This is a genomic window from Streptomyces sp. NBRC 110611 (genome assembly GCF_001590865.1).
GTDB lineage: Bacteria > Actinomycetota > Actinomycetes > Streptomycetales > Streptomycetaceae > Streptomyces.
Window position 1 is genome coordinate 219,890 of sequence record NZ_BBUY01000004.1, and the last position, 20,038, is coordinate 239,927.

16 protein-coding genes are annotated in these 20,038 nt (G+C 72.7%); 10 read left to right on the forward strand and 6 right to left on the reverse strand.

Going from position 1 to position 20,038, the window contains the following annotated elements; translation table 11 throughout:
* The first annotated feature begins 10 nt into the window (after nt 1–10).
* Entirely contained in the window at nt 11–700 is a 690-nt protein-coding gene (locus AZE13_RS11845; RefSeq protein ID WP_066929921.1) for a FadR/GntR family transcriptional regulator, read from the forward strand.
* Between the two features lie 342 nt (nt 701–1,042).
* On the forward strand, nt 1,043–2,218 hold the full coding sequence (rsgA, locus tag AZE13_RS11850) for a ribosome small subunit-dependent GTPase A (RefSeq protein ID WP_066929923.1): 1,176 nt from the start codon (nt 1,043–1,045) through the stop codon (nt 2,216–2,218).
* A 59-nt stretch (nt 2,219–2,277) separates the two neighbouring features.
* Here rsgA and AZE13_RS11855 read toward each other — a convergent pair whose 3' ends face one another.
* The gene (locus AZE13_RS11855; RefSeq protein ID WP_066929925.1) at nt 2,278–2,760 is read right to left on the reverse strand and encodes a DUF456 domain-containing protein; all 483 of its coding nucleotides are present in this window, start codon (nt 2,758–2,760) and stop codon (nt 2,278–2,280) included.
* A 403-nt stretch (nt 2,761–3,163) separates the two neighbouring features.
* Between AZE13_RS11855 and AZE13_RS11860 the strand changes: the two genes are divergently transcribed.
* Both AZE13_RS11860 and AZE13_RS11865 read left to right on the forward strand, forming a co-directional pair.
* Complete coding sequence (locus AZE13_RS11860) at nt 3,164–4,579, forward strand: protein phosphatase 2C domain-containing protein (RefSeq protein WP_066929927.1); 1,416 nt, start codon at nt 3,164–3,166, stop codon at nt 4,577–4,579.
* Nucleotides 4,580–4,734: 155 nt separating this feature from the next.
* Complete coding sequence (locus AZE13_RS11865) at nt 4,735–5,208, forward strand: ATP-binding protein (RefSeq protein WP_181690327.1); 474 nt, start codon at nt 4,735–4,737, stop codon at nt 5,206–5,208.
* A 40-nt stretch (nt 5,209–5,248) separates the two neighbouring features.
* On the opposite strand, the gene AZE13_RS11870 is transcribed toward AZE13_RS11865, so the two are convergent.
* Together AZE13_RS11870 and AZE13_RS11875 are read right to left on the reverse strand one after the other, a co-directional pair.
* Nucleotides 5,249–6,349, reverse strand: coding sequence for a DUF2637 domain-containing protein (locus AZE13_RS11870; protein WP_066930627.1), 1,101 nt, complete (start codon nt 6,347–6,349; stop codon nt 5,249–5,251).
* 195 nt (nt 6,350–6,544) lie between these two features.
* A complete protein-coding gene (locus AZE13_RS11875; protein ID WP_066930628.1) occupies nt 6,545–7,384 on the reverse strand; it encodes a (2Fe-2S)-binding protein in 840 nt (279 codons plus the stop codon).
* Between the two features lie 233 nt (nt 7,385–7,617).
* Here AZE13_RS11875 and AZE13_RS11880 point away from each other — a divergent pair, with 233 nt between their 5' ends.
* Nucleotides 7,618–8,310, forward strand: a complete 693-nt coding sequence (locus AZE13_RS11880; protein WP_066929929.1) for a GntR family transcriptional regulator — start codon at nt 7,618–7,620, stop codon at nt 8,308–8,310.
* Nucleotides 8,311–8,439: 129 nt separating this feature from the next.
* Here AZE13_RS11880 and AZE13_RS11885 read toward each other — a convergent pair whose 3' ends face one another.
* From AZE13_RS11885 to AZE13_RS11895, 3 genes are all read right to left on the reverse strand, one after another.
* Nucleotides 8,440–9,303 (reverse strand): hypothetical protein, encoded by an 864-nt coding sequence (locus AZE13_RS11885; protein ID WP_066929931.1) that lies wholly within the window; start codon nt 9,301–9,303, stop codon nt 8,440–8,442.
* Between the two features lie 473 nt (nt 9,304–9,776).
* Complete coding sequence (locus tag AZE13_RS11890; protein WP_258527753.1) at nt 9,777–10,628, reverse strand: hypothetical protein; 852 nt, start codon at nt 10,626–10,628, stop codon at nt 9,777–9,779.
* 317 nt (nt 10,629–10,945) lie between these two features.
* A complete protein-coding gene (locus tag AZE13_RS11895) occupies nt 10,946–12,748 on the reverse strand; it encodes a PucR family transcriptional regulator ligand-binding domain-containing protein (protein WP_066929933.1) in 1,803 nt (600 codons plus the stop codon).
* A 336-nt stretch (nt 12,749–13,084) separates the two neighbouring features.
* On the opposite strand from AZE13_RS11895, the gene AZE13_RS11900 reads away from it, so the two are divergent.
* The 5 genes from AZE13_RS11900 to AZE13_RS11920 all read left to right on the forward strand — a co-directional run bounded on the left by AZE13_RS11900 (nt 13,085) and on the right by AZE13_RS11920 (nt 19,884).
* Nucleotides 13,085–13,975 carry an FAD binding domain-containing protein gene (locus AZE13_RS11900; protein ID WP_066929935.1) on the forward strand — a complete coding sequence of 297 codons (891 nt, stop codon included), beginning with the start codon at nt 13,085–13,087 and terminating at the stop codon, nt 13,973–13,975.
* Nucleotides 13,975–14,559, forward strand: coding sequence for a (2Fe-2S)-binding protein (locus AZE13_RS11905; protein WP_066929937.1), 585 nt, complete (start codon nt 13,975–13,977; stop codon nt 14,557–14,559). Before AZE13_RS11900 ends, AZE13_RS11905 begins: the two co-directional genes overlap by 1 nt.
* Nucleotides 14,560–14,564: 5 nt before the next feature.
* The gene (locus AZE13_RS11910) at nt 14,565–16,985 is read left to right on the forward strand and encodes a xanthine dehydrogenase family protein molybdopterin-binding subunit (RefSeq protein ID WP_066929940.1); all 2,421 of its coding nucleotides are present in this window, start codon (nt 14,565–14,567) and stop codon (nt 16,983–16,985) included.
* Between the two features lie 153 nt (nt 16,986–17,138).
* On the forward strand, nt 17,139–18,626 hold the full coding sequence (locus tag AZE13_RS11915; protein ID WP_066929942.1) for an NCS2 family permease: 1,488 nt from the start codon (nt 17,139–17,141) through the stop codon (nt 18,624–18,626).
* A 40-nt stretch (nt 18,627–18,666) separates the two neighbouring features.
* Nucleotides 18,667–19,884 (forward strand): XdhC family protein, encoded by a 1,218-nt coding sequence (locus AZE13_RS11920; protein ID WP_066929944.1) that lies wholly within the window; start codon nt 18,667–18,669, stop codon nt 19,882–19,884.
* The last annotated feature ends 154 nt before the right edge of the window (nt 19,885–20,038 follow it).

A 20,038-nucleotide genomic window follows, 5' to 3' on the forward strand; every position in this document is an offset into this window, starting at 1 on the left:
GAAACGTCGCATGTCACTAGGCGCTTTGCGGCCAACTCCGCTGGTCGAGCAGGCCACTGAACGCCTGCGCGCGCAGATCACCGACGGCGAGTGGACCGTCGGCACGAAACTCCCGGGTGAGAACGCCCTCGCCCAGGCCCTCGGGGTGGGCCGCTCCACCGTCCGCGAGGCGCTGCGCGCGCTCGCCGGAGCGGGGCTGGTGCAGGCGCGCCAGGGCGCCGGCGTCTTCGTCATCGCCACCAAACCCCAGGAGGACTGGCCCACTCAGCTGCGCCGGGCGGCCATCACCGACGTCTACGAAGTCCGTATGCTCATCGAGGTCGAAGCCGCGCAGATGGCCGCGCAGCGCCGGACGGACGACGACCTCACCGCCCTCCACGCGGCCCTGGCCCACCGCCGTGAGGCCGCGAAGGCGGGCAACGCCGAGTTCGTCGACGCCGACATCGCCCTGCACACGTCCCTGGTCGCCGCCGCGCACAACCCCGTACTCCTCGCCCTGTTCAGCGAGTTCGTGCCGGTGCTGCGCCAGGGACTGATCGATCTGGTGGAGCTGCTCCACCTCCGGACCGACGAACCCAACCACGGCGACGACGGTCACACCGTCCTCGTGGCGGCCATCGAACGGGCCGATGCCGAAGCGGCGGGGCGCACGCTGCGGGAAGAGCTGAAGCGGACCCTCGACCGGCTCCACGCCGTCTGACGCGGCCCCTGACCCGTTGCCTGAAACCTTGCCCTGGCGGTGCGGACCGTCGTACGGCGGCGGAAAAATGCTTGGCGCATCCGCGAACGGTCAGGCTACGGTGAAGCCGTTCCTTGTGGCGGCCGGCTACGGCCACCCGTCGGCCGATTGATCCGGGAGGTGAGTACTGATGACTGTCGTCGCGATGGGTGCTGTCCGCACCCCGAAGAGCATCAATCTCGTTCCCGCGGTCTCCGGCTGACCGGACTCTCCTCTTTCACGCATCGCTCTCCTCGCGCGCCCTCTGGCGTGTGTGCGGGGTGCACAGCCGGGACTGCTCCTTCCTTCCTGAAGGGTCTTCCCTTGTTCGATCTCAATCTTTCCGCTGCGCACCCGCTGACCGCCTACGGCTGGGACGACGGGTTCGCGCAGGGCTTCACCCCCTATGCCGGGCAGGGGTTCGTGCCCGGCCGTATCGTCCGCGTGGACCGCGGGCGGGTGGATGCCGTCGTGGCCGACGGCGACGGCATCCGGACCGTTCTCGCGGACACCGCGCTGGTGGCGACGGGCGATCCGATGCGGGTGCCGTGCACCGGTGACTGGGCCGTGCTCGACCTGGAGAACGGGCGCACCGGCGATCATGTCGATGGTGTCGTACGGGCGTTGCTGCCGCGCCGTACGGCGTTCGTCCGGTCCGCGTCGTCGAAGCGTTCCGAGGGCCAGGTGCTGGCCACCAACATCGACACCGTCGTCATCTGTGTGTCGCTCGCCGACCAGTTGGACCTCGGGCGGATCGAGCGGTTCCTTGCGCTGGCGATGTCCGGCTCGACGGGCGAGGAGCCGGTGCGTCGGGCCGCGTGCTCCCCGGCGGGCGGGGTGCGGCCGCTGGTGGTGCTGACCAAGGCCGACCTGGCCGGGGAGCGGGGCGGGGTGGCACACCTCGTCGAGGATGCCGAGTCGGTGGCTCCCGGGGTGCAGGTGGTGGCGGTCAGCTCGGAGACGGGGGAAGGGCTCGATGTGCTGTCCGCCGTGCTCACCGGGGCGACGTCCGTCCTGCTGGGGCAGTCCGGTGCGGGCAAGTCCACGCTGGCCAACGCCCTGGTGGGGGCGAGCGTGCAGACGGTGCAGGCGATCCGTGACCGGGACGGCAAGGGGCGGCACACCACGACCACCCGGGATCTGCACGCGCTGCCGGGCGGCGGCGTGCTGATCGACACGCCGGGGCTGCGCGGCGTCGGGATGTGGGACGCGGAAGGCGGACTGGCGCGGACGTTCTCGGACGTCGAAGCGCTGGCCGAGGAGTGCCGCTTCCACGACTGCGCGCACGACGCGGAGCCCGGGTGCGCGGTGCGGGCGGCCGTGGAGAGCGGGGAACTGGCGACGCGGAGGCTGGAGAACTACCGGAAACTCCAGCGGGAGAACCAGTGGATCGCCGCGAAGACGGATGTCCGGCTGCGCGCCGAGCAGCGGCGCGAATGGCGGCAGAAGCAGGCGCTGGGCAGGCACATGATGGAGCGGAAGCGGGGGACACGGAGGTGAGGTGAGGGGGCAGTCCGCCGGAGGCCGGAGGGCGAACTTCCGGCAGGTCGGACCGCCCCTCAGCCCGTGATCACGGCTCCGACCCAGGTGCCCACGACGAGCAGGCAGGCCAGCAGCTCGATCAGCACGCTCAGCCCGATGGCGCGCATGACCGTGCGCGTCGAGGCCCAGGCATCGCCATGGCTGCCGAGCCGGACCCGTTCCAGCAGGTAGAGACCGCCGAGCGCGCCCAGCGGGCCTCCGATGACCGGGATCACGAAGAATCCGGCGATCCCGGCCGCGCCCGCCAGGAACAGCGTGCGGTACGGCGCGCCCGCGGCACGCAGATTGCGCGTCGGCAGCAGCCATTTCAGCGCTTGGTTGAGCAGCAGGACGGCGGTGGCGCCCATCAGCACCACCCAGGCCAGGGCGGACTTCTCGGTCAACGTCCACCACAGCACGCCGGCCCAGACGATCAGCGGCCCGGGGATGCCGGGCACCAGCACGCCGATCAGCCCGAGCAGCATGACCAGCCCGACCGCGATCAGCTGCCACGTATTCATCCGCCGGCCTCACTCCCGGCGGGCGTACGCACCCCGGCGGCTCGTACGCTGCGCTCTCCCATGGCAAAAGCCTGCCGGACGCGGCCCCGAACCGCTTGCCGACCGGGGCGGCGCGAGTGGCCGTACGGAGTGGGCGGACAGCGTGTGGATGACGCGGATGATAGGGCGCCGGGCCTCCGGAGGCATGGCGTACCGGGCGTTCGGGGGCGTGGCGAGAACAGGGAGACGGCAGCACGGGTGACGCAACCCGCCGCGTCGCGGGGCGACTTCGCCCGCCCGGCTGCGGTGACCACCGGGATCCGGGTCCAGGGCCTGTCCGGTGGTGTCGGTGCGGGGCGGACGCCCTGTTGAGCGCCGGTGCGCGCCCTGTTTCGCCGGCGACGGGCCAGGGAGAATGCCCGCCATGAATGGACAGGGGGCGGCACGGCGCGGTCGCGAGGACGACTGGTGGCGGCAGTTGTACGGCGAGGACGGGCGGGAAGGGAGCGGACCGTTCGAGGCGCCGGACACCCTTGACGACCGGGTCGCGTCGGCGCTGAGCGCGCTGGGGCCGCCGGGTCGGGCGGGGCGGACAGGGCGGACAGGGCAGGTGGGGCGGGCGGAGCCGCCGTACGAGCCGGTGCCGGAGTCCTTCGAACCGTACGAGTCGGTGCCGGAGCCCTTCGTGCCGTCCCCGGGCCGGCGGAAGCCCTGGGAGCCGCCCGTACGGCGCCTGCCGCCGCCCCCCGTGCCCTCGGCGCCGATCCCGCTCCAGGCCACCGGCCCCGGTACGCGCCCGGCCCCGGCCGGGTGGAGCGCACCACCGCTGCTCGGTCCGGACTTCGTCGGCGCCCGCCCGCTCACGTATGGCCCTGAGCCGCTCACGTACCGGCCCGAGCGCCGCACGCACGAGCCCGAGCCGTGCGGCCCTGAGCCCGAACCGGCCACGCTGCCCGCCGCCGACCCGGCCGCACTCGGCGAGCAGGTGCCCGACACCGCCCTGGACGGCGCCCGCTACGGTTCGCTGACCCTCCGCGCCGCCTCCCAGCGTGGTGACTCCGCCCGCCACCGGGGGGAGCTGCGCCGCGACACCCTGCTGACCGCCCGCTTCGGCGCGGGCCGGCACGCCCTGATCCTGGCGGCCGTCGCCACCGGCGGGCCGGCCGCCGAGGGCGCCCACCGCGCCGCCCGCGACGTCTGTGCCTGGATCGGTGGCGCGGTCGGCCGAAGCTGCACCCGACTGGCCGCGGACATCCGGTCGGACAACTGCGGCGCCCTCAAATCGGGGCTGCAGCGGCTCACCGACCGCGGCCTCGGCAAGCTGCGCGGCCGGGCGCCGGAACGGGGCGATGCGACCCAGCCCCCCACCGCCGCCCTGCGCTGCCTTCTGCTGCCCGCCGACCCCGACTGCCGTACCCGCGTGTTCTTCGGCGTCGGCGCGGGCGGTCTCCTCCGGTTGCGCGACGGCGCCTGGCAGGACCTGGAACCCACCACGACGGACCACGACCCGCACGACGCCCCACATGACGCACCACCTTCCGACGGCGGCTCACCCCGCCCTGCTCCGGGGCTCCCCCTCGGCCCCCGCACGCTGGAACGGCCGGTACCCGCCGAGCCATTCCTCTTCCGTACGATGTTCACCCGTCCGGGTGATGTCCTGCTGCTGTGCAGCGCCGGTCTGGCGGAACCGCTGCACGAGGAACCCGCGTTCGCCGCCCGCCTCGCCGTCCAGTGGTCCACGCCCGAACCCCCGGGCCTGGTCCCCTTCCTCGCCGCCGCCCAACTCCGGGCCCTGGGTCATACGAAGGACCGCACGGCGGTCGGCGTGTGGGAGTCGTAGGTCCTGGGCCGGAACTCCCGTCGCCCGGAGCGCCCGCGTGGTGGTGTGGCGCACAACCGGGCGAACCGAAGCATGGCGACAGATCGGGTGGGCATGCTGACCGTGAGGCTGTTCGAGAACCGGACGCCGATGTCCGTTGGGGGGCGGGGGAGAGCATGCGTCAGCCTGTGCGGCGCGAGGAGCGGGACAGAGAGCAGGAGCCGGCCGAGGGGAATCGCGGCGGTGGAGTCGTCGCGCCGGCCCCGGGTGTGCTGCGGCGGAGGGTACGGCACGCGGATCTGCGCGCGGTCGGTGAGGTGCGCCGGGAGCTGCGGCAGTTACTGAGCCGCTGGGCGGCGCCGGACGGTGGTGAACTGACGGAGGTCGCCACGCTGCTCACCAGCGAACTGGTCACCAACGCCCTGGTACACGCCGACGGCGGTGCCGTGGTGACGGCCAGGGTCGGCGACCGGCTGCGGGTCGAGGTACGGGACTGGGCGCCGGGGCGCCCCCAGGTGGGACCGGCGACCATGGAGGGGACATCCGGCCGGGGGCTGATGCTGGTGCGTGCCCTGGCCGATGCCTGGGGTATCCGCGCCGAGGGGTTCGGCAAGTGTGTCTGGTTCGAGCTGGGCGGCGGACCGGCCTGACCCGTGAGCGGGGGTGCCGGTCGGCCCGGTCCGCCACCAGTCAGCCGAATTGCCGTTCGATCTGGGCGAGTTTCTCCTCGAGGGAGTCCAGACGGGGGAGGGTCTGGGTGTCGTCCTCGGCGGTGAGGTCCACGGCCCGGCGGGGTCCGGGAAGGCCGTCGCCGGTATCGGTAACGGCATGGGTATCAGCGCCTGGTACGGCCTTGAGGGCCGGACGGGAGCGTACGGGAAGATCTACGGTGGGCGGGGGCGGCGGATCGCCCGCTATGGCAGAGTCCGCGCCGGCCACCTCGGCAGGGCCCGCCGACGCGGACGAGACCGCCAGTTGCCGGCCGCCGGCCCGGCCGATGCTCCAGGAGCGGTGCTGCCGGTTGATGGCCTTGATGCGCGCCCGGTCGATCTTGCCCTGTTCGCGTCTGCGCATCCGGTTGAGCGCCTTCTGGCGCCGGTCCTCCCGGACCTCCTCGACCGCCTCGTCGAGTGACCGTACGCCCTCCAGCAGCATCAGCGACCAGGCCGCGAAGGTCTCGCGGGGGGCCCGCAGCCAGCGCACCACCCGGATCTGCGGCAGCGGACGGGGCACCAGGCCCTGTTCCCGCAGCGCCGCACGGCGGGTCTGCTTGAGCGCCCGGTCGAAGAGGACCGCCGCGGACAGCGACATCCCGGCGAAGAACTGCGGGGCGCCCGCGTGGTCGATGCCGCGTGGCGCGTGCACCCAGTTGAACCAGGCCGCGGCGCCGGCGAACGTCCACACCAGCATGCGGGAGCCGAGCGCGGCGTCACCATGGCTGGCCTCTCGTACGGCGAGTACGGAGCAGAACATCGCCGCGCCGTCGAGCCCGAAGGGCACCAGGTACTCCCAGCCCCCGGTGAGGCTCAGGTTCTGGACGCCGAAGCCGACCAGTCCGTGGAAGGACAGCGCGGCGGCGACCGCGGCACAGCAGAACAGCAGCAGATAGGAGAAGGAGGCGAAGAGCGTCTCCTTGCGGCGGCGGCGTTCCTCGCTGCGCTCCCAGGAGTCGTCACCGCCGGCCGTGGCGGTGCGTTTACCGCGCAGGACCACCACCGCGGCGGCCGGCACACCGATCAGTAGCAGGATGCCGGGAATCAGCCAGTTCAGCGATATTTCCATTGTTCTCATGTCCTCGATCCCTCGCATCGGCTATGCGATTGCGCGCGCCATCCTGGCGGAACCGTGCCTTCCCGCAGGGGTTTTCGGGGCAAGAGAACGCCAATGAGATCCAGGGAACGGGAGATAGCGAATGTTGTCTCGAACTCCCTTGTGATGTGGGGGAGTTGAGTTCGAATGGAGTGGTTCGAAAGGGTGGTGTGGGGGTCAGGCGCTTGCGGTGAGGCGCCTGATGCGGTCCGCGTCGCAGGTGCGCGGGCAGGTGACGCAGGTGTCCTCGGGGCGCAGGGTGTAGAACATGCAGCAGCTGGCCCGGTCCCGGGTCGGCAGCGGTGCGCCGTCCGGGCCGGTCAGCGTACGGAACCCGGCGCCGCCCACGTAGGGGGCGGTGGCGCCGGGCAGCAGCCGCTCCAGCTCGGCCACCGCACGCCGCTCCTCGCCGAGCAGGTGCCCCAGGTACCACAGCCCCTCGACGATCTCGTCGGAGGCCATGCCCCACAGCGCCCGCGGACCGCGCCGCATCCGGGTGCGGAACCCTTCCAGTACGGGCTGGAGGTGATCGGCCACCGCCGCCCGCACCTCCGCCCGCAGCGTCTCCTCGTCCGGTACGACCCGGGCCCCGGGCAGCTGGGCCGCGGGGTCGTCCGGAAGGCACCCGAACGAGCTGATCCGCACCGCCATCCGGCCCAGCTCGCGCTGGAAACAGACGTCCTGCACCGGCAGCCGAGGGACCCGGCGGTGCAGGAACCAGGGGATGGTGATCAGCAGGCAGGCGGGCCAGGCGTAGCGGTGCAGCGCGAAGGCGGCGACCACATCGGGGCGGGCCCGTTGGCCGTAATCCCGCACGATCCGGGCGTCGTCCCAGGAGAGGAAGGCGTCGAGGGTCTCGCCGCCGGCCGCGAGCCCGGCCGCGCAGACCCAGCCGTCCCCGGCGGGCGGGGCCGCGTCCCAGGTGGTCACCCGCAGAGTGGGGAACACCTCGGAGAGCCTGGCATAGGCGTCGGCCACGGGGTGGGGGGCGAGCGGGGCGACGGGGGCAGACGTCATGCGGAAGACCACCGAATCGCGATCGTTAGCAGGTAAGCCTTACCTTATCCGAAGACTTTACCCGGGCTTGCCCGAAGCCAGTCCTGGGTGACTCACGGGGCCGGCGGAACCGGCCGCCGGATTTGCACCGCGGCGGAGTCCGCCTAGGGTCTGTCCGATGGGTCGCCGCGGGCCCACGCGGACCCATCGGACAGACCCTAGGGTGCTGGCAGCGTCAGGAGGAGCGTCAGGTGATGGAGCAGGGCACAGCGGAGCAGCGGCCACGGGTCTGGCTGCCCGCGCAGGCCGGTCCCGTCACGCCCCAGCGGCACTCCGTCCGCGCCCAGGTGCTCTCGGCTCTGCGCCACGCACTGGTCGCCGGGGAGCTGCTCCCCGGCGAGGTCTACTCCGCGCCAGCGCTCGCCGAACGCTACGGCGTCTCCGCGACGCCGGTCCGTGAGGCCATGCAGCAGCTGGCCGGCGAGGGCGCGGTCGAGGTGGTCCCCAACCGCGGCTTCCGGGTCGCCGAGCACAACTCCCGTGACCTCGCCGAGCTGGCCGAGGTCCGCGCCATGCTCGAAGTGCCCGCCATCGTGCGGCTGGCGAGGGCGCTGCCCCCGGAGCGCTGGGAGGAGCTGCGTCCGCTCGCCGACGCGGGGGTGGCGGCCGCCGCCGGCGGGGACCGCGTCGGATACGCCGAGGCCGACCACGACTTCCACCGCGCGCTGCTGTCGTTCACCGGGAACCGCCGGCTCACCGAGGCCGCCTGCGATCTGCTGCGCCGCAGCCAGTGGTCGGCGGCCGGCGGTGCCCGGCCGCGCACCGCCGAGCTGCTCGCGGACGCCTCGGAGCACACCGCGCTGCTGGACGCGCTGATCGCCCAGGAGTACGCGGTTGCCGAGCGGATCGCCCGCGAGCACGTCTCGGCGGCGCGTCACCCGCACTGACGGCTCGGACACCGGGGATGGACGGCGCGGAGGCCGCTCAGGGACGGTGCGGGGGCCGCGGAGGGAACGGCGCGGGGGCCGTGGAGGGGTGGTGCGGGGCCGCGGAGGAAGGGTCCGGGCGGTCGGCTCTCAGGCCGGCAGCACCTCGGCCAGGGGGAGTGCCGCGACCTCGCGAGCCGGCCGGGAGAGGTAGAGCTCGGCGTGGTAGAAGCCGTCGGACTCCTTGCCGGCGATGGACACTCCGCGTGCGGCCAGCGCCTGGAGCGCCGCCTGCCGCTCGGCGCCGTCCGCGAAGCGCCGCTGGCGGAACGTACGGCCGGTGAGTCTCTCCGTCACCAGCCCGGCCCGGGTGAGCAGGGCGGAGACCGGCCGGTAGGACACCTCGCGCAGCACGAACGCGGCTACCCAGGGTGGCGATGCCATGCAGTCGAAGAGCCGGGCGAAGGTGCGCTCGGTGATGTAGCCGACGCCGCCGGTGACGGTGATGAGGTCGGTGTGCTCCAGTGCCCGCCGCAGCGCCGGGCTCGGGTCGTCCAGTTCGAGGTTCTCCGCGAAGCCGTGGTCGAGCAGGCCGACCTCGCACGCGTAGTCGACGGCGTGCTCCGCCGCGTCGAGGCCGGTCACCCGCACGGCACGGTTGTGTCGCCGGTTGGCGAAGAACGTGCGGTCGGCGGTGGCGAGTTGACGGGTCGTCGGGGCTTCGGGGCGGTACCCGGTGTAGCGGTGGTAGAGGTCGGAGAGGGCGAGCCGGTGGTTGAGCAGTGCCGCGTTCACCCCGTATGAGCAGCACAGATCGACCACGTTCAGTGGCGGGCGGTCGCTGCGGCGGCGCTGCAGGGTCTCCGCCACGGCGCGGAACACCGCCTGGCCGTGGTGCGGAATCTGGTAGTCCAGAGGTTGCAGTGTGGTGAAGTAGCGGCGGGGATCAGGGCAGTTGTAGATCGCCTCGAAATCCGCCTTGTCCCAGTCGGTTCCCGCGGTCGTCTTCGTCACTCCTGCTGCCACGGCGCCTCCTGAAGGGCTCGGTGAGTGGGGAGGGGACCCAGCCGGTCCTGGACCAGCATCCAGTCCCCGCTGCCGCGTCACAGTGCGACTTGCGGCCATTCCGGTGCCAGTGGGGCCTCATGGGGCGCCGCTGCCCCCGGGGCCTTCGCTCATGGTCCCACCTGACGTTTCGCTCGGCGCGTCGAAGGCCGGACGGTGCGGCCACCGACAGACCCCGGCCGATCCACCGGGGAGACCGAGGCGATCCGGCCAATCGCCGCGCGGAGCCGCATGGCCGATGACGGGGGGTTGACGGTGAGCGGGTGGCCGGGCCATGGAGGCGGCACACAGGAACGGCCAACCATCCGCCGGATGTGGATGGTTGGCCGCCCTACGGGATCGCCTACGGGATCGCCTACGGGATCGCCTACGGAATCGCCTGCGGGACCGCCTCCGGGATCACCTCTCCGTCGGCCGTCGCGCTACGTGGTCGCCGTGGAGAGGTGGCCGGCGAGCCAGGTCGGGATGCCGCCCATGAGACGGAGGAGCCGCGCGGCCTCGGCGCGCAGCCGCTCCGCGTCGGCCTCCGGCGCGGCGTCCGCCAGCGCCGCCAGGGCCGGCGCCGTACCGACGAGGAAACCCAGCTCCTCACGGATCCGCAGGGACTCGGCGAAGCCGTGCCGGGCCTCCGCCAGTTCGCCGTCACGCAGGGCGAGCCCGGCCAGGTGGCGCCAGGTGAAGGAGAGCAGCAGGGCGTCACCCTGGGCGGTCGCGCCGGCGTGGGCACGGCGGTAGGCAGCCCGGGCGGCGTCCGGGCTGTCGGCGACGTGCTCGGCCATCAGCCCGCGGCGGAAGTCCAGCAGCGGCCGGCCGGCCGCGGTGGGGGCCAGCAGCGCCGCCGCCCGGCCCAGTGCCGAGCGGGCCTCGTCGGCCCGGTCCCGTACGCCCAGGACCGTGGCGGTGTAGGCGAGATGGCCGCGCTCACAGGCCGCGCCGCCCCGCTCGTCGTCGTCCCCGGCCAGCGCCTCGGCGGCCCTCAGCGCGTCCTCGGCCGCGGCCCAGCCGGTGGCCGTGAACATGCAGCGCTCCACCAGGAGCGCGGCGCGCCGCAGCGCGGCGGGGGCGTGCCGGACCGCGTGCGGCTCCAGGAGCGCGGCCGCGTCGTCCCAGCATCCGCGGGAGCGCAGCCGCCATACGGCGCGGTCGAGCGGATCGTCCCCGACGGCCGTTCCGGCCGCCGATACTTCCGGTGCGGTCGCCGGTCCCGGTAGCACCACCGGAACGGGATCCGCCGAACTCCTGACCGGCCCCGCGGAATCCGCGGATTCTGGCATGGCGGTATCCGCCACATTGCCCTCCCCGAGCGCGCCATTGAGCTGGAAATCGAGCTGGAAACTGGAAGCGGTGCGCGAATCTCAGCACGAATTCCGCCGCCGGGCCAAGGGGCTGGGTGAATGAATTCACAATCGCCGGGCGGCCGCCCGGAGCGCGCCACACGGTCCTGAGGGGCTGTACGGCGGCGCGCCGGGCCCCGCGCCCCGGCGCGCGCCGGTGACCCCATGTCGCCCGATCGAGTGACGCCGCACGGCCACCCCGACAGCATGGCGATCCCGACGGTTCACGGGCGACGCGGGGCCGCCGTCGGATCGGCTCAGCTCATCCGCAGCGCCAGGAAGAAGTCGAGCTTGTCCTCCAGGCGGGACAGATCCCGGCCGGTCAGCTGCTCGATCCGGCCCACCCGGTAGCGGAGCGTGTTGACGTGCAGGTGGAGGCGAGTGGCGCAGCGGGTCCAGGAGCCGTCACAGTCCAGGAACGCCTCCAGCGTGGGGATCAGCTCGGCGCGGTGCCGGCGGTCGTAGTCGCGCAGCGGGTCGAGCAGACGGGCGGTGAAGGCCCGGCGGACGTCGTCGGGGACGAACGGCAGGAGCAGGACGTGGGACGCCAGCTCCTCGTGGCCGGCGGCGCAGACCCGCCCTGGGCGTGCCGCGGCGACCCGGCGGGCGTGCCGGGCCTCCTCCAGGGCGCCGCGCAGCCCCTCCGCCGAGTGCACCGAGGCGCTCACCCCCACCGTCAGCCGGCCGTCGTCCGCCAGGCCGTGGCCGAGCGGCTCTCGGATGAGGGCGAGCAGCTGCCCGGCGTGCAGGCCCTTCGCCGAGGAGTCGCCGGACTCGTCCGGGACCGGCAGCGGCACCAGTGCCACCGCCTCGTCGCCGGTGTGTGCCACCGCGATCCGGTCGGACGGCTCCGGGCCGGCCGCGCCGGGGTCGACCAGCATCTCCTCCAGCAGGGCCTGCGCGACGGGCCCGCCGGGCACGCCCGCCCGTCGCCCGCCACCACCCTCAACCGAGGGCCCGGCGGGCCCGCCCCCAATTTCCTCCCACTCGACCCGGGCCACCACGATCTGCCAGTGCGGGGCGGTGCCCAGACCGGGCAGCAGCACCGGGGCCGCGACCCGCAGCCGGGCCGCGATCTCGGCGGGCGGCGCGCCCGTCTGGACGAGCTCCAGGACCTCCTGGGCGAGCCGCCGCCGGACCGTGCGGGCGGCGTCGCGCCGGTCGCGTTCCACGGCGATCAGCTGGGTGACCCCGTGCAGCAGGTCGAGGCGCTCCTCGGGCCAGTCCCCGGCGTCCGCCTCGACCGCCAGCAGCCAGTCGCTCAGTACCGTCTGGCGCAGGTCACGGCCCTCGTGGCGGATCGGGAAGAGCGAGTACGTCGTGCCGGACGGCCCGCCCGCGCCGTCGCCCGGCCTGCCCGTATGCGCGGGGGAGGCCCCCGGCCCCTCATCGAGGCGCCGCGCGCCGCCCCCGGCCTCGACCGTGACCCGGTGCGGTCCGCGGCGGCCGGTGCGGGCGGCCGCCAGATGCTCACCGGCGAGCCGGGCGGCCAGGTCGGCGGAGAGCGCGGGGCCGGCGTCGGCCAGCGTCGAACCGGCGATCTGCCGCCCCGTGGGGGAGAGCACCCAGGCCCGCAGGTCAAGGTCCGAGCCCAGCAGGTCCAGCACCACCTCCGGGCCGCCGCCCGCCGGGCCCGACGTCATCAGCCGCCGGTGACGCTCCACCACGGCCGCCAGGTCACCGGCCCGCTCGCCGGAGACCTGGCGTACGACGTGCTCGGTGATGGAGGCGAACGAGACCGCCTCCTCGACCGAGAACAGCGGCAGCCGGTGCCGGGCGCAGGCCTGCACGAGATCGTCCGGGATCGCGCTCAGCTCGGCCTCGCCCGCTCCCAGCCCGGCGACGCCGGCCGCGGCCAGGATCCGTACGAACCGCTCGGAGTCCGCCGGCTCGCGGCGCCAGGCCAGACCGGTCAGCACCAGCTCGCCGCCGGAGAGGTAACGGCTGGGATCGCGCAGGTCCGTCGTCATCACGCCGCGTACCGTGCGGTCCAGCTCGTCCTCCCCGCCGAGCAGGCGTAGTCCCAGTGAGGGGGTGTCCAGGAGTGCGCGGAGCCGCATGACCTCGCCCGCCGTCCTTTGCTGTTGCTGATGTCTGATGTTGCCGGTGGAAATCCGCGAGGTTTCAGGTCCTCGTCTTTCGTTCGAATCTACAAGACAGGTGGCGTGGCCAGCCAACCGCTTCATGTGTTCGGTGACTGCACCCGGTGGGTCCCCCGAGCGTTCACTAAGCCCAACCGCATGAACAGGACATGAACGGCTCGATGGCGATGAGGGCACCGAGTCCCCTGTCCTCACCGTGAGTAACCAGGAATCCGCGTCCTCACCATGAGCAGCGAACGTCCCGATTCCTCGCCGAACCCCGCGTAGAACTCGAAGAAGCAGAAGAGGCCAACCATGGACTTCCTTCGCCCCGCCGGCTGGGAGGAGGCGCTCGCCGCGAAGGCCGAGCACCCCTCCGCTGTGCCCATCGCGGGCGGCACGGACGTGATGGTCGAGATCAACTTCGACCACCGCCGCCCCGAGTACCTGCTCGACCTGAACCGCATCGGCGACCTGAGCGAGTGGGAGGTCGGCGAGGAGACCGTACGCCTGGGCGCCTCCGTTCCCTACAGCAAGATCATGGAGAACCTGCGCGGTGAACTCCCGGGCCTGGCCCTGGCGTCGCACACGGTCGCCTCCCCGCAGATCCGCAACCGCGGCGGCGTCGGCGGCAACCTCGGCACCGCCTCGCCGGCCGGCGACGCGCACCCCGCGCTGCTGGCGGCCGGCGCCGAGGTCGAGGCCGAATCGGTGCGCGGCAGCCGCCGTATCCCGATCGACGCGTTCTACACCGGCGTGAAGCGCAACGCGCTCGCCCCCGACGAGCTCATCAGGGCCGTACACATCAAGAAGGCCGACGGGCCTCAGCAGTACTCCAAGGTCGGCACACGCAATGCCATGGTCATCGCGGTGTGTGCCTTCGGGCTCGCGCTGCACCCCGAGACGCGGACCGTGCGGACCGGCATCGGGTCCGCCGCTCCGACGCCCGTACGGGCCCGGGCCGCCGAGGAGTTCCTCGACGCGGCGCTCGAAGAGGGCGGCTTCTGGGACAACGGCAAGATCGTCCCCCCGTCGGTCGCCAAGCAGTTCGCCGAGCTGTGCTCCGGCGCCTGCAACCCGATCGACGACGTCCGGGGCACCGCGAGCTACCGCCGCCACGCGGTCGGCGTCATGGCCCGCCGGACGCTCACCTGGGCCTGGGAGTCGTACCGCGGCACCGCCGCACGCACGGAGGGAGTCGCGTAATGCGCGTGAATTTCACGGTCAACGGACGGCCGCAGGAAGCCGACGACGTCTGGGAGGGCGAGTCCCTGCTGTACGTGCTGCGCGAGCGGCTCGGCCTGCCGGGCTCGAAGAACGCCTGCGAGCAGGGCGAGTGCGGGTCGTGCACCGTCCGGCTCGACGGCGTGCCCGTGTGTGCGTGTCTCGTCGCCGCCGGACAGGTCGAGGGCCGCGAGGTCGTCACCGTCGAGGGGCTGGCGGACTTCGCCAAGCAGCGCGCCGAGCACGGCGGTTGCGCGGCCGGTGCCTGTGGTACGTCCCTGCAGGACGCCCAGCAGTGGAGCGCCGAGGCGAAGGACTCGCAGACCGGCGAGGGCGCCGAACTCGCCCCGATCCAGCAGGCGTTCCTCGACGCCGGCGCCGTCCAGTGCGGCTTCTGCACGCCGGGTCTGCTGGTCGCCGCCGACGAGATGCTGGAGCGCAACCCGAACCCGACCGACGCGGACATCCGCGAGGCGCTCTCGGGCAACCTGTGCCGCTGCACCGGCTACGAGAAGATCATGGACGCGGTCCGCCTCGCGGCCGCCCGGCAGGGAGAGGCGGTCTGAGCGGCATGCCCTCCCCCAAGCTCTCCACTTCGGTCGAGCAGGGTGGTACCCCCACCGGCGCTCCCACCAAGATCACCCAGGGTTCGCAGACCAAGGGCGGCGTCGGCGAGTCGACTCTCCGCCCGGACGGCACCCTCAAGGTCACCGGCGAGTTCGCGTACTCGTCCGACATGTGGCACGAGGACATGCTCTGGGGCCAGATCCTCCGGTCGACCGTCGCGCACGCCGAGATCGTCTCCATCGACACCAGCGAGGCCCTGGCCATGGCGGGCGTCTACGCCGTCATGACCTACGACGACCTGCCGACCGACGCGAAGAACTACGGTCTGGAGATCCAGGACACCCCCGTTCTCGCGCACGGCAAGGTGCGGCACCACGGCGAGCCGGTCGCCATCGTCGCCGCCGACCACCCGGAGACGGCCCGCCGCGCCGCCGCCAAGATCAAGGTCGAGTACCGCGAACTGCCCGTCATCACCGACGAGGCGAGCGCCCTCGCGCCGGACGCGGTCCTCGTGCACGAGAACCGCGACGACGAGTACGCCGGGATCGTCCCGCATCAGAACATCGTGCACCGCCAGCCGATCTTCCGCGGCAACGCCGACGAGGCCGCCGAGCGGGCCGATGTGATCGTCAAGGGCGAGTACACCTTCGGCATGCAGGACCAGGCGTTCCTCGGCCCCGAGTCCGGCCTCGCGGTCCCGGCCGAGGACGGCGGCGTCGACCTCTACGTCGCCACGCAGTGGCTGCACAAGGACCTCGACCAGATGGCCCCGGTCCTCGGCCTGCCCAAGGACAAGGTGCGCATGACGCTCTCCGGCGTCGGCGGCGCCTTCGGTGGCCGCGAGGACATCTCGATGCAGATCCACGCGTGCCTCCTCGCGCTGCGCACCGGCAAGCCCGTCAAGATCGTCTACAACCGCTTCGAGTCGTTCTTCGGCCACGTCCACCGCCATCCGGCCAAGCTGCACTACGAGCACGGCGCCACGCACGACGGCAAGTTGACCCACGTCACGTGCCGGATCGTGCTGGACGGCGGCGCGTACGCCTCCGCCTCCCCGGCGGTCGTCGGCAACGCCGCCTCGCTGTCGATCGGCCCGTACGCGGTCGACGATGTCGACATCGAGGCCCTCGCCCTCTACACCAACAACCCGCCCTGCGGCGCCATGCGCGGCTTCGGCGCGGTCCAGGCCTGCTTCGCGTACGAGGCCCAAATGGACAAGCTGGCGGCCGAGTTGGGCATGGAACCGGTGGAGTTCCGGCGGCTGAACGCGATGGAGCAGGGCACGATCATGCCGACCGGGCAGCCGGTCGACTCCCCGGCCCCGGTCGCCGAACTCCTGCGCCGCGTCAAGGCGATGCCGATGCCGCCGGAGCGCCAGTGGGAGAGCAGCGAGGGTGCGGACGTCCGGCAGCTGCCCGGCGGTCTGTCGAACACGACCCACGGTGAAGGCGTCGTACGCGGTGTCGGCTACGCGGTCGGCATCAAGAACGTCGGCTTCTCCGAGGGCTTCGACGACTACTCCACCGCCAAGGTGCGGATGGAGGTCATCGCCGGTGAACCCGTCGCCACCGTGCACACGGCGATGGCGGAGGTCGGCCAGGGCGGCGTCACCGTCCACGCGCAGATCGCCCGTACCGAACTCGGCGTCACGCAGGTGACCATCCGCCCCGCCGACACCCAGGTGGGCTCGGCCGGTTCGACGTCCGCCTCCCGCCAGACGTACGTCACCGGGGGCGCGGTCAAGAACGCCTGCGAGCTGGTGCGCGAGAAGGTCCTGGAGATCGGGCGCCGCAAGTTCGGCTCCTACCACCCGGCCTGGGCGACCGCCGAACTCCTCCTGGAGGGCGGCAAGGTCGTCACCGACGGCGGCGAGGTCCTGGCCGACCTCACGGACGTCCTGGAGGACGAGGCCGTCGAGATCGAGGAGGAGTGGCGGCACCGTCCGACCGAGGCCTTCGACCTGCGCACCGGCCAGGGCAACGGCCATGTCCAGTACTCCTTCGCCGCGCACCGCGCCGTCGTCGAGGTCGACACCGAGCTCGGCCTGGTCAAGGTCATCGAGCTGGCCTGCGCCCAGGACGTCGGCAAGGCGCTCAACCCGCTGTCCGTCCTGGGCCAGATCCAGGGCGGCACCCTCCAGGGCATGGGCATCGCGGTGATGGAGGAGATCGTCGTCGACCCCAGGACCGCGAAGGTCCAGAACCCGTCCTTCACGGACTACCTGCTCCCGACCATCCTCGACACGCCGATCATCCCCGTCGATGTGCTCGAACTCGCCGACGAGCACGCCCCGTACGGGCTGCGCGGCGTCGGCGAGGCCCCGACCCTGTCGTCCACCCCGGCCGTCCTCGCGGCGATCCGGAACGCGACCGGGCTGGAACTCGCCAGGACGCCGGTCCGGCCCGAGCACCTGACCGGCCCCTAGCCCCACCCCGCACCACGCAGTCGCCGCTGTCCCCCACACAGCCGGCACCCCGTTCGTCTCGGGCCGTCCCCCGGGTCGTGCAGCCGTGAACACCATCCCAAATCTCGCGTCCCCCCTCGCGAGTGCCCCTTTGAACCTTGGGAGTCAGGCACCATGACCCAGCAGTCCACCGAGCCCAGGACCACGGCGGAAGACGCGGGCACCGGCACGCGTCAGCCCGCCGGCCGGTCCTGGCTCGACCGGTACTTCCATATCTCCGACAGAGGGTCGACCGTCGGCCGTGAGGTGCGTGGCGGCGTCACCACCTTCATGGCGATGGCGTACATCGTCCTGCTGAACCCGGTGATCCTCACCACGGCCAAGGACATCACCGGCGCCACGCTCAACGCCGACCAGGTGACCACGGCGACCGCGCTCGCCGCCGCCGTCACCACCATCGTGATGGGCTTCCTGGGCAACGTCCCGCTCGCCCTGGCCGCCGGACTGAGCGTCTCGGCCGTGCTGTCGTTCCAGGTCGCCCCGCAGATGACCTGGGGCAACGCCTGGGCGATGTGCGTCATCTACGGTGGTGTGATCGTGCTGCTGGTGGTCACCGGCCTGCGCGAACTGATCATGAACGCGATCCCGTTGCCGCTCAAGCACGCGATCACCATGGGCATCGGCCTGTTCGTCTGCCTCATCGGCCTGGTCCAGGCGGGCTTCGTCACCTCGATGCCCGGTCCGGGCGGGATCGCCGGCGCCAAGCCGATCCAGCTCGGCACCGCCGATATGCTCACCGGCTGGCCCGTGCTCTGCTTCGCCTTCACCGTCCTGCTGATCTTCCTGCTCCAGGTCCGCAGGGTGCCCGGCGCGATCCTCATCGGCATCGTCGGCGGTACGGTCCTCGCCGCGGTCATCCATCAGTTCGCCGGGCTGACCCCCAAGGACTGGGGCGGCCGCAACGCCCCGGTGCTCTCCGGTTCCGTCGTCTCCACCCCCGACTTCGGACTGCTGGGCCAGGTCTCCTTCAGCGGCCTGGGGGACGTCGGCGGGATCACCCTCGGCGTCATCGTCTTCACGCTCGTCCTGGCCGGCTTCTTCGACGCCATGGGCACCATCATCGGCATCGGCCAGCAGGCCCACCTCGCCGACCGGGACGGCAAGATGCCCGGGCTGAACAAGGCCCTGGCCATCGACGGGGCCGGCGGTATGGTCGGCGGCTTCACCGGCGCCTCCGGCCAGACCGTGTTCGTCGAGTCCACCGCGGGCGTCGGCGACGGCGCGCGCACCGGCTTCGCCAGCGTCGTCACCGGCCTCGGCTTCGCACTCTGCCTGTTCTTCACTCCGCTGGCGCAGATCATCCCCACCCAGGTCGCGGCCGCCGCCCTGGTGGTGATCGGCTCGATGATGCTGGCCAACGCCAAGCACATCAACTGGGACGACCCGGCGACCGCCATCCCGGTCTTCCTGACCACCGTCCTCATGCCGTTCACGTACTCCATCACCGCGGGGATCGCGGCCGGCGTGATCGCACACGTGGCGATCAAGGCGGTCCAGGGCAAGTGGCGTGAGCCGGGCTGGCTGATGTGGGTACTCGCCCTGGTGTTCCTGGCGTACTTCTCGCTCAACCCGATCGAGAGCTGGCTGGGCGTGCACCACTGACCCGCCGCTTCCGTCCGCCCCCAGCCGTAAGGAGACCGACATGCTGGACATCGCCGAAGAGCTGCACCGGTGGGTCGAGCAGGGCCGCGAGTTCGCGGTGGCCACCGTGGTGGCCACCCACGGCAGCGCGCCCCGCCGGCCCGGAGCCGCCCTCGCCGTCGACCGCGACGGCACGGCGATCGGGTCGGTCTCCGGCGGCTGCGTGGAGGGAGCGGTCTACGCGCTGTGCCAGGAGGCGCTGCAGACCGGCAGGCCGGTCCTGGAACGCTTCGGGTACAGCGACGAGGACGCCTTCGCCGTCGGCCTGACCTGCGGCGGCGTCATCGACATCCTCGTCCACCCGGTACGGACGAGCCTCCCGCGCTCCGCCGACGACGGCGGAGTCGCGGGGGAGCCGGCGGACCGCACCACCGACACGCTCGCCGCCGGGCTGGCCGCCGCCGCGCGCGGCGAGGCGGCGGCGGTCGCCCGGGTCGTCGAGGGTCCCGCCGGGCTCCTCGGCCGTGCCCTGCTGGTCCGCCCGGACGGCAGCCACACCGGCACCCTGGGCGGGCACCCGGCCCTGGACCGTACGGCGGTCGCCGAGACCCGGGCCCTGCTGGACGCCGGGCGCACCACGACACGGGAGATCGGCGCCGAGGGCGCACACTGCGGGCAGCCGGTCGTCCTCCTCGTCGAATCCTCCGTCCCGGCCCCCCGGATGATCGTCTTCGGTGCCATCGACTTCGCGTCCGCGCTGGTCAGGGTCGGCAAGTTCCTCGACTACCACGTCACCGTCTGCGACGCGCGGCCGGTCTTCGCCACCAGGGCCCGCTTCCCGGAGGCCGACGAGATCGTCGTCGACTGGCCGCACCGCTACCTCGAATCCCAGGATCTCGACTCCCGCACGGTGCTCTGTGTCCTCACCCACGACGCCAAGTTCGACGTCCCGCTCCTGGAGCGCGCGCTGCGGCTGCCCGTCGCCTATGTCGGCGCCATGGGCTCCCGCCGGACCCACCAGGACCGCAACCGCCGACTGCGCGAAGCGGGCCTGACCGACCTCGAACTCGCCCGCCTGCGCTCGCCCATCGGCCTCGACCTCGGCGCCCGCACCCCCGAGGAGACCGCGCTCTCCATCGCCGCCGAGATCGTCGCCAACCGCCGCGGCGGCACCGGCACTCCGCTGACCGGCGCCCACACCCCCATCCACCACGACCGCCGCGCTCGGCCTGCTTCCCGCGTCGTCGGCTGCGACGCCGTACCTTCCGTTGCGCCCTGACGCACCCCCACTGCCCAAGGGCGTGGGAGGTACCCCCCCAGCGGCGGGCGTGAGTTGGCCACTGCCCGCGCGTGATCGATTACGTACACTCGCACCGGTCTTCTTCCACCCATCCACGGGAGGGGGCGCACCGCAGGACGCCAGTCCGGAGGGC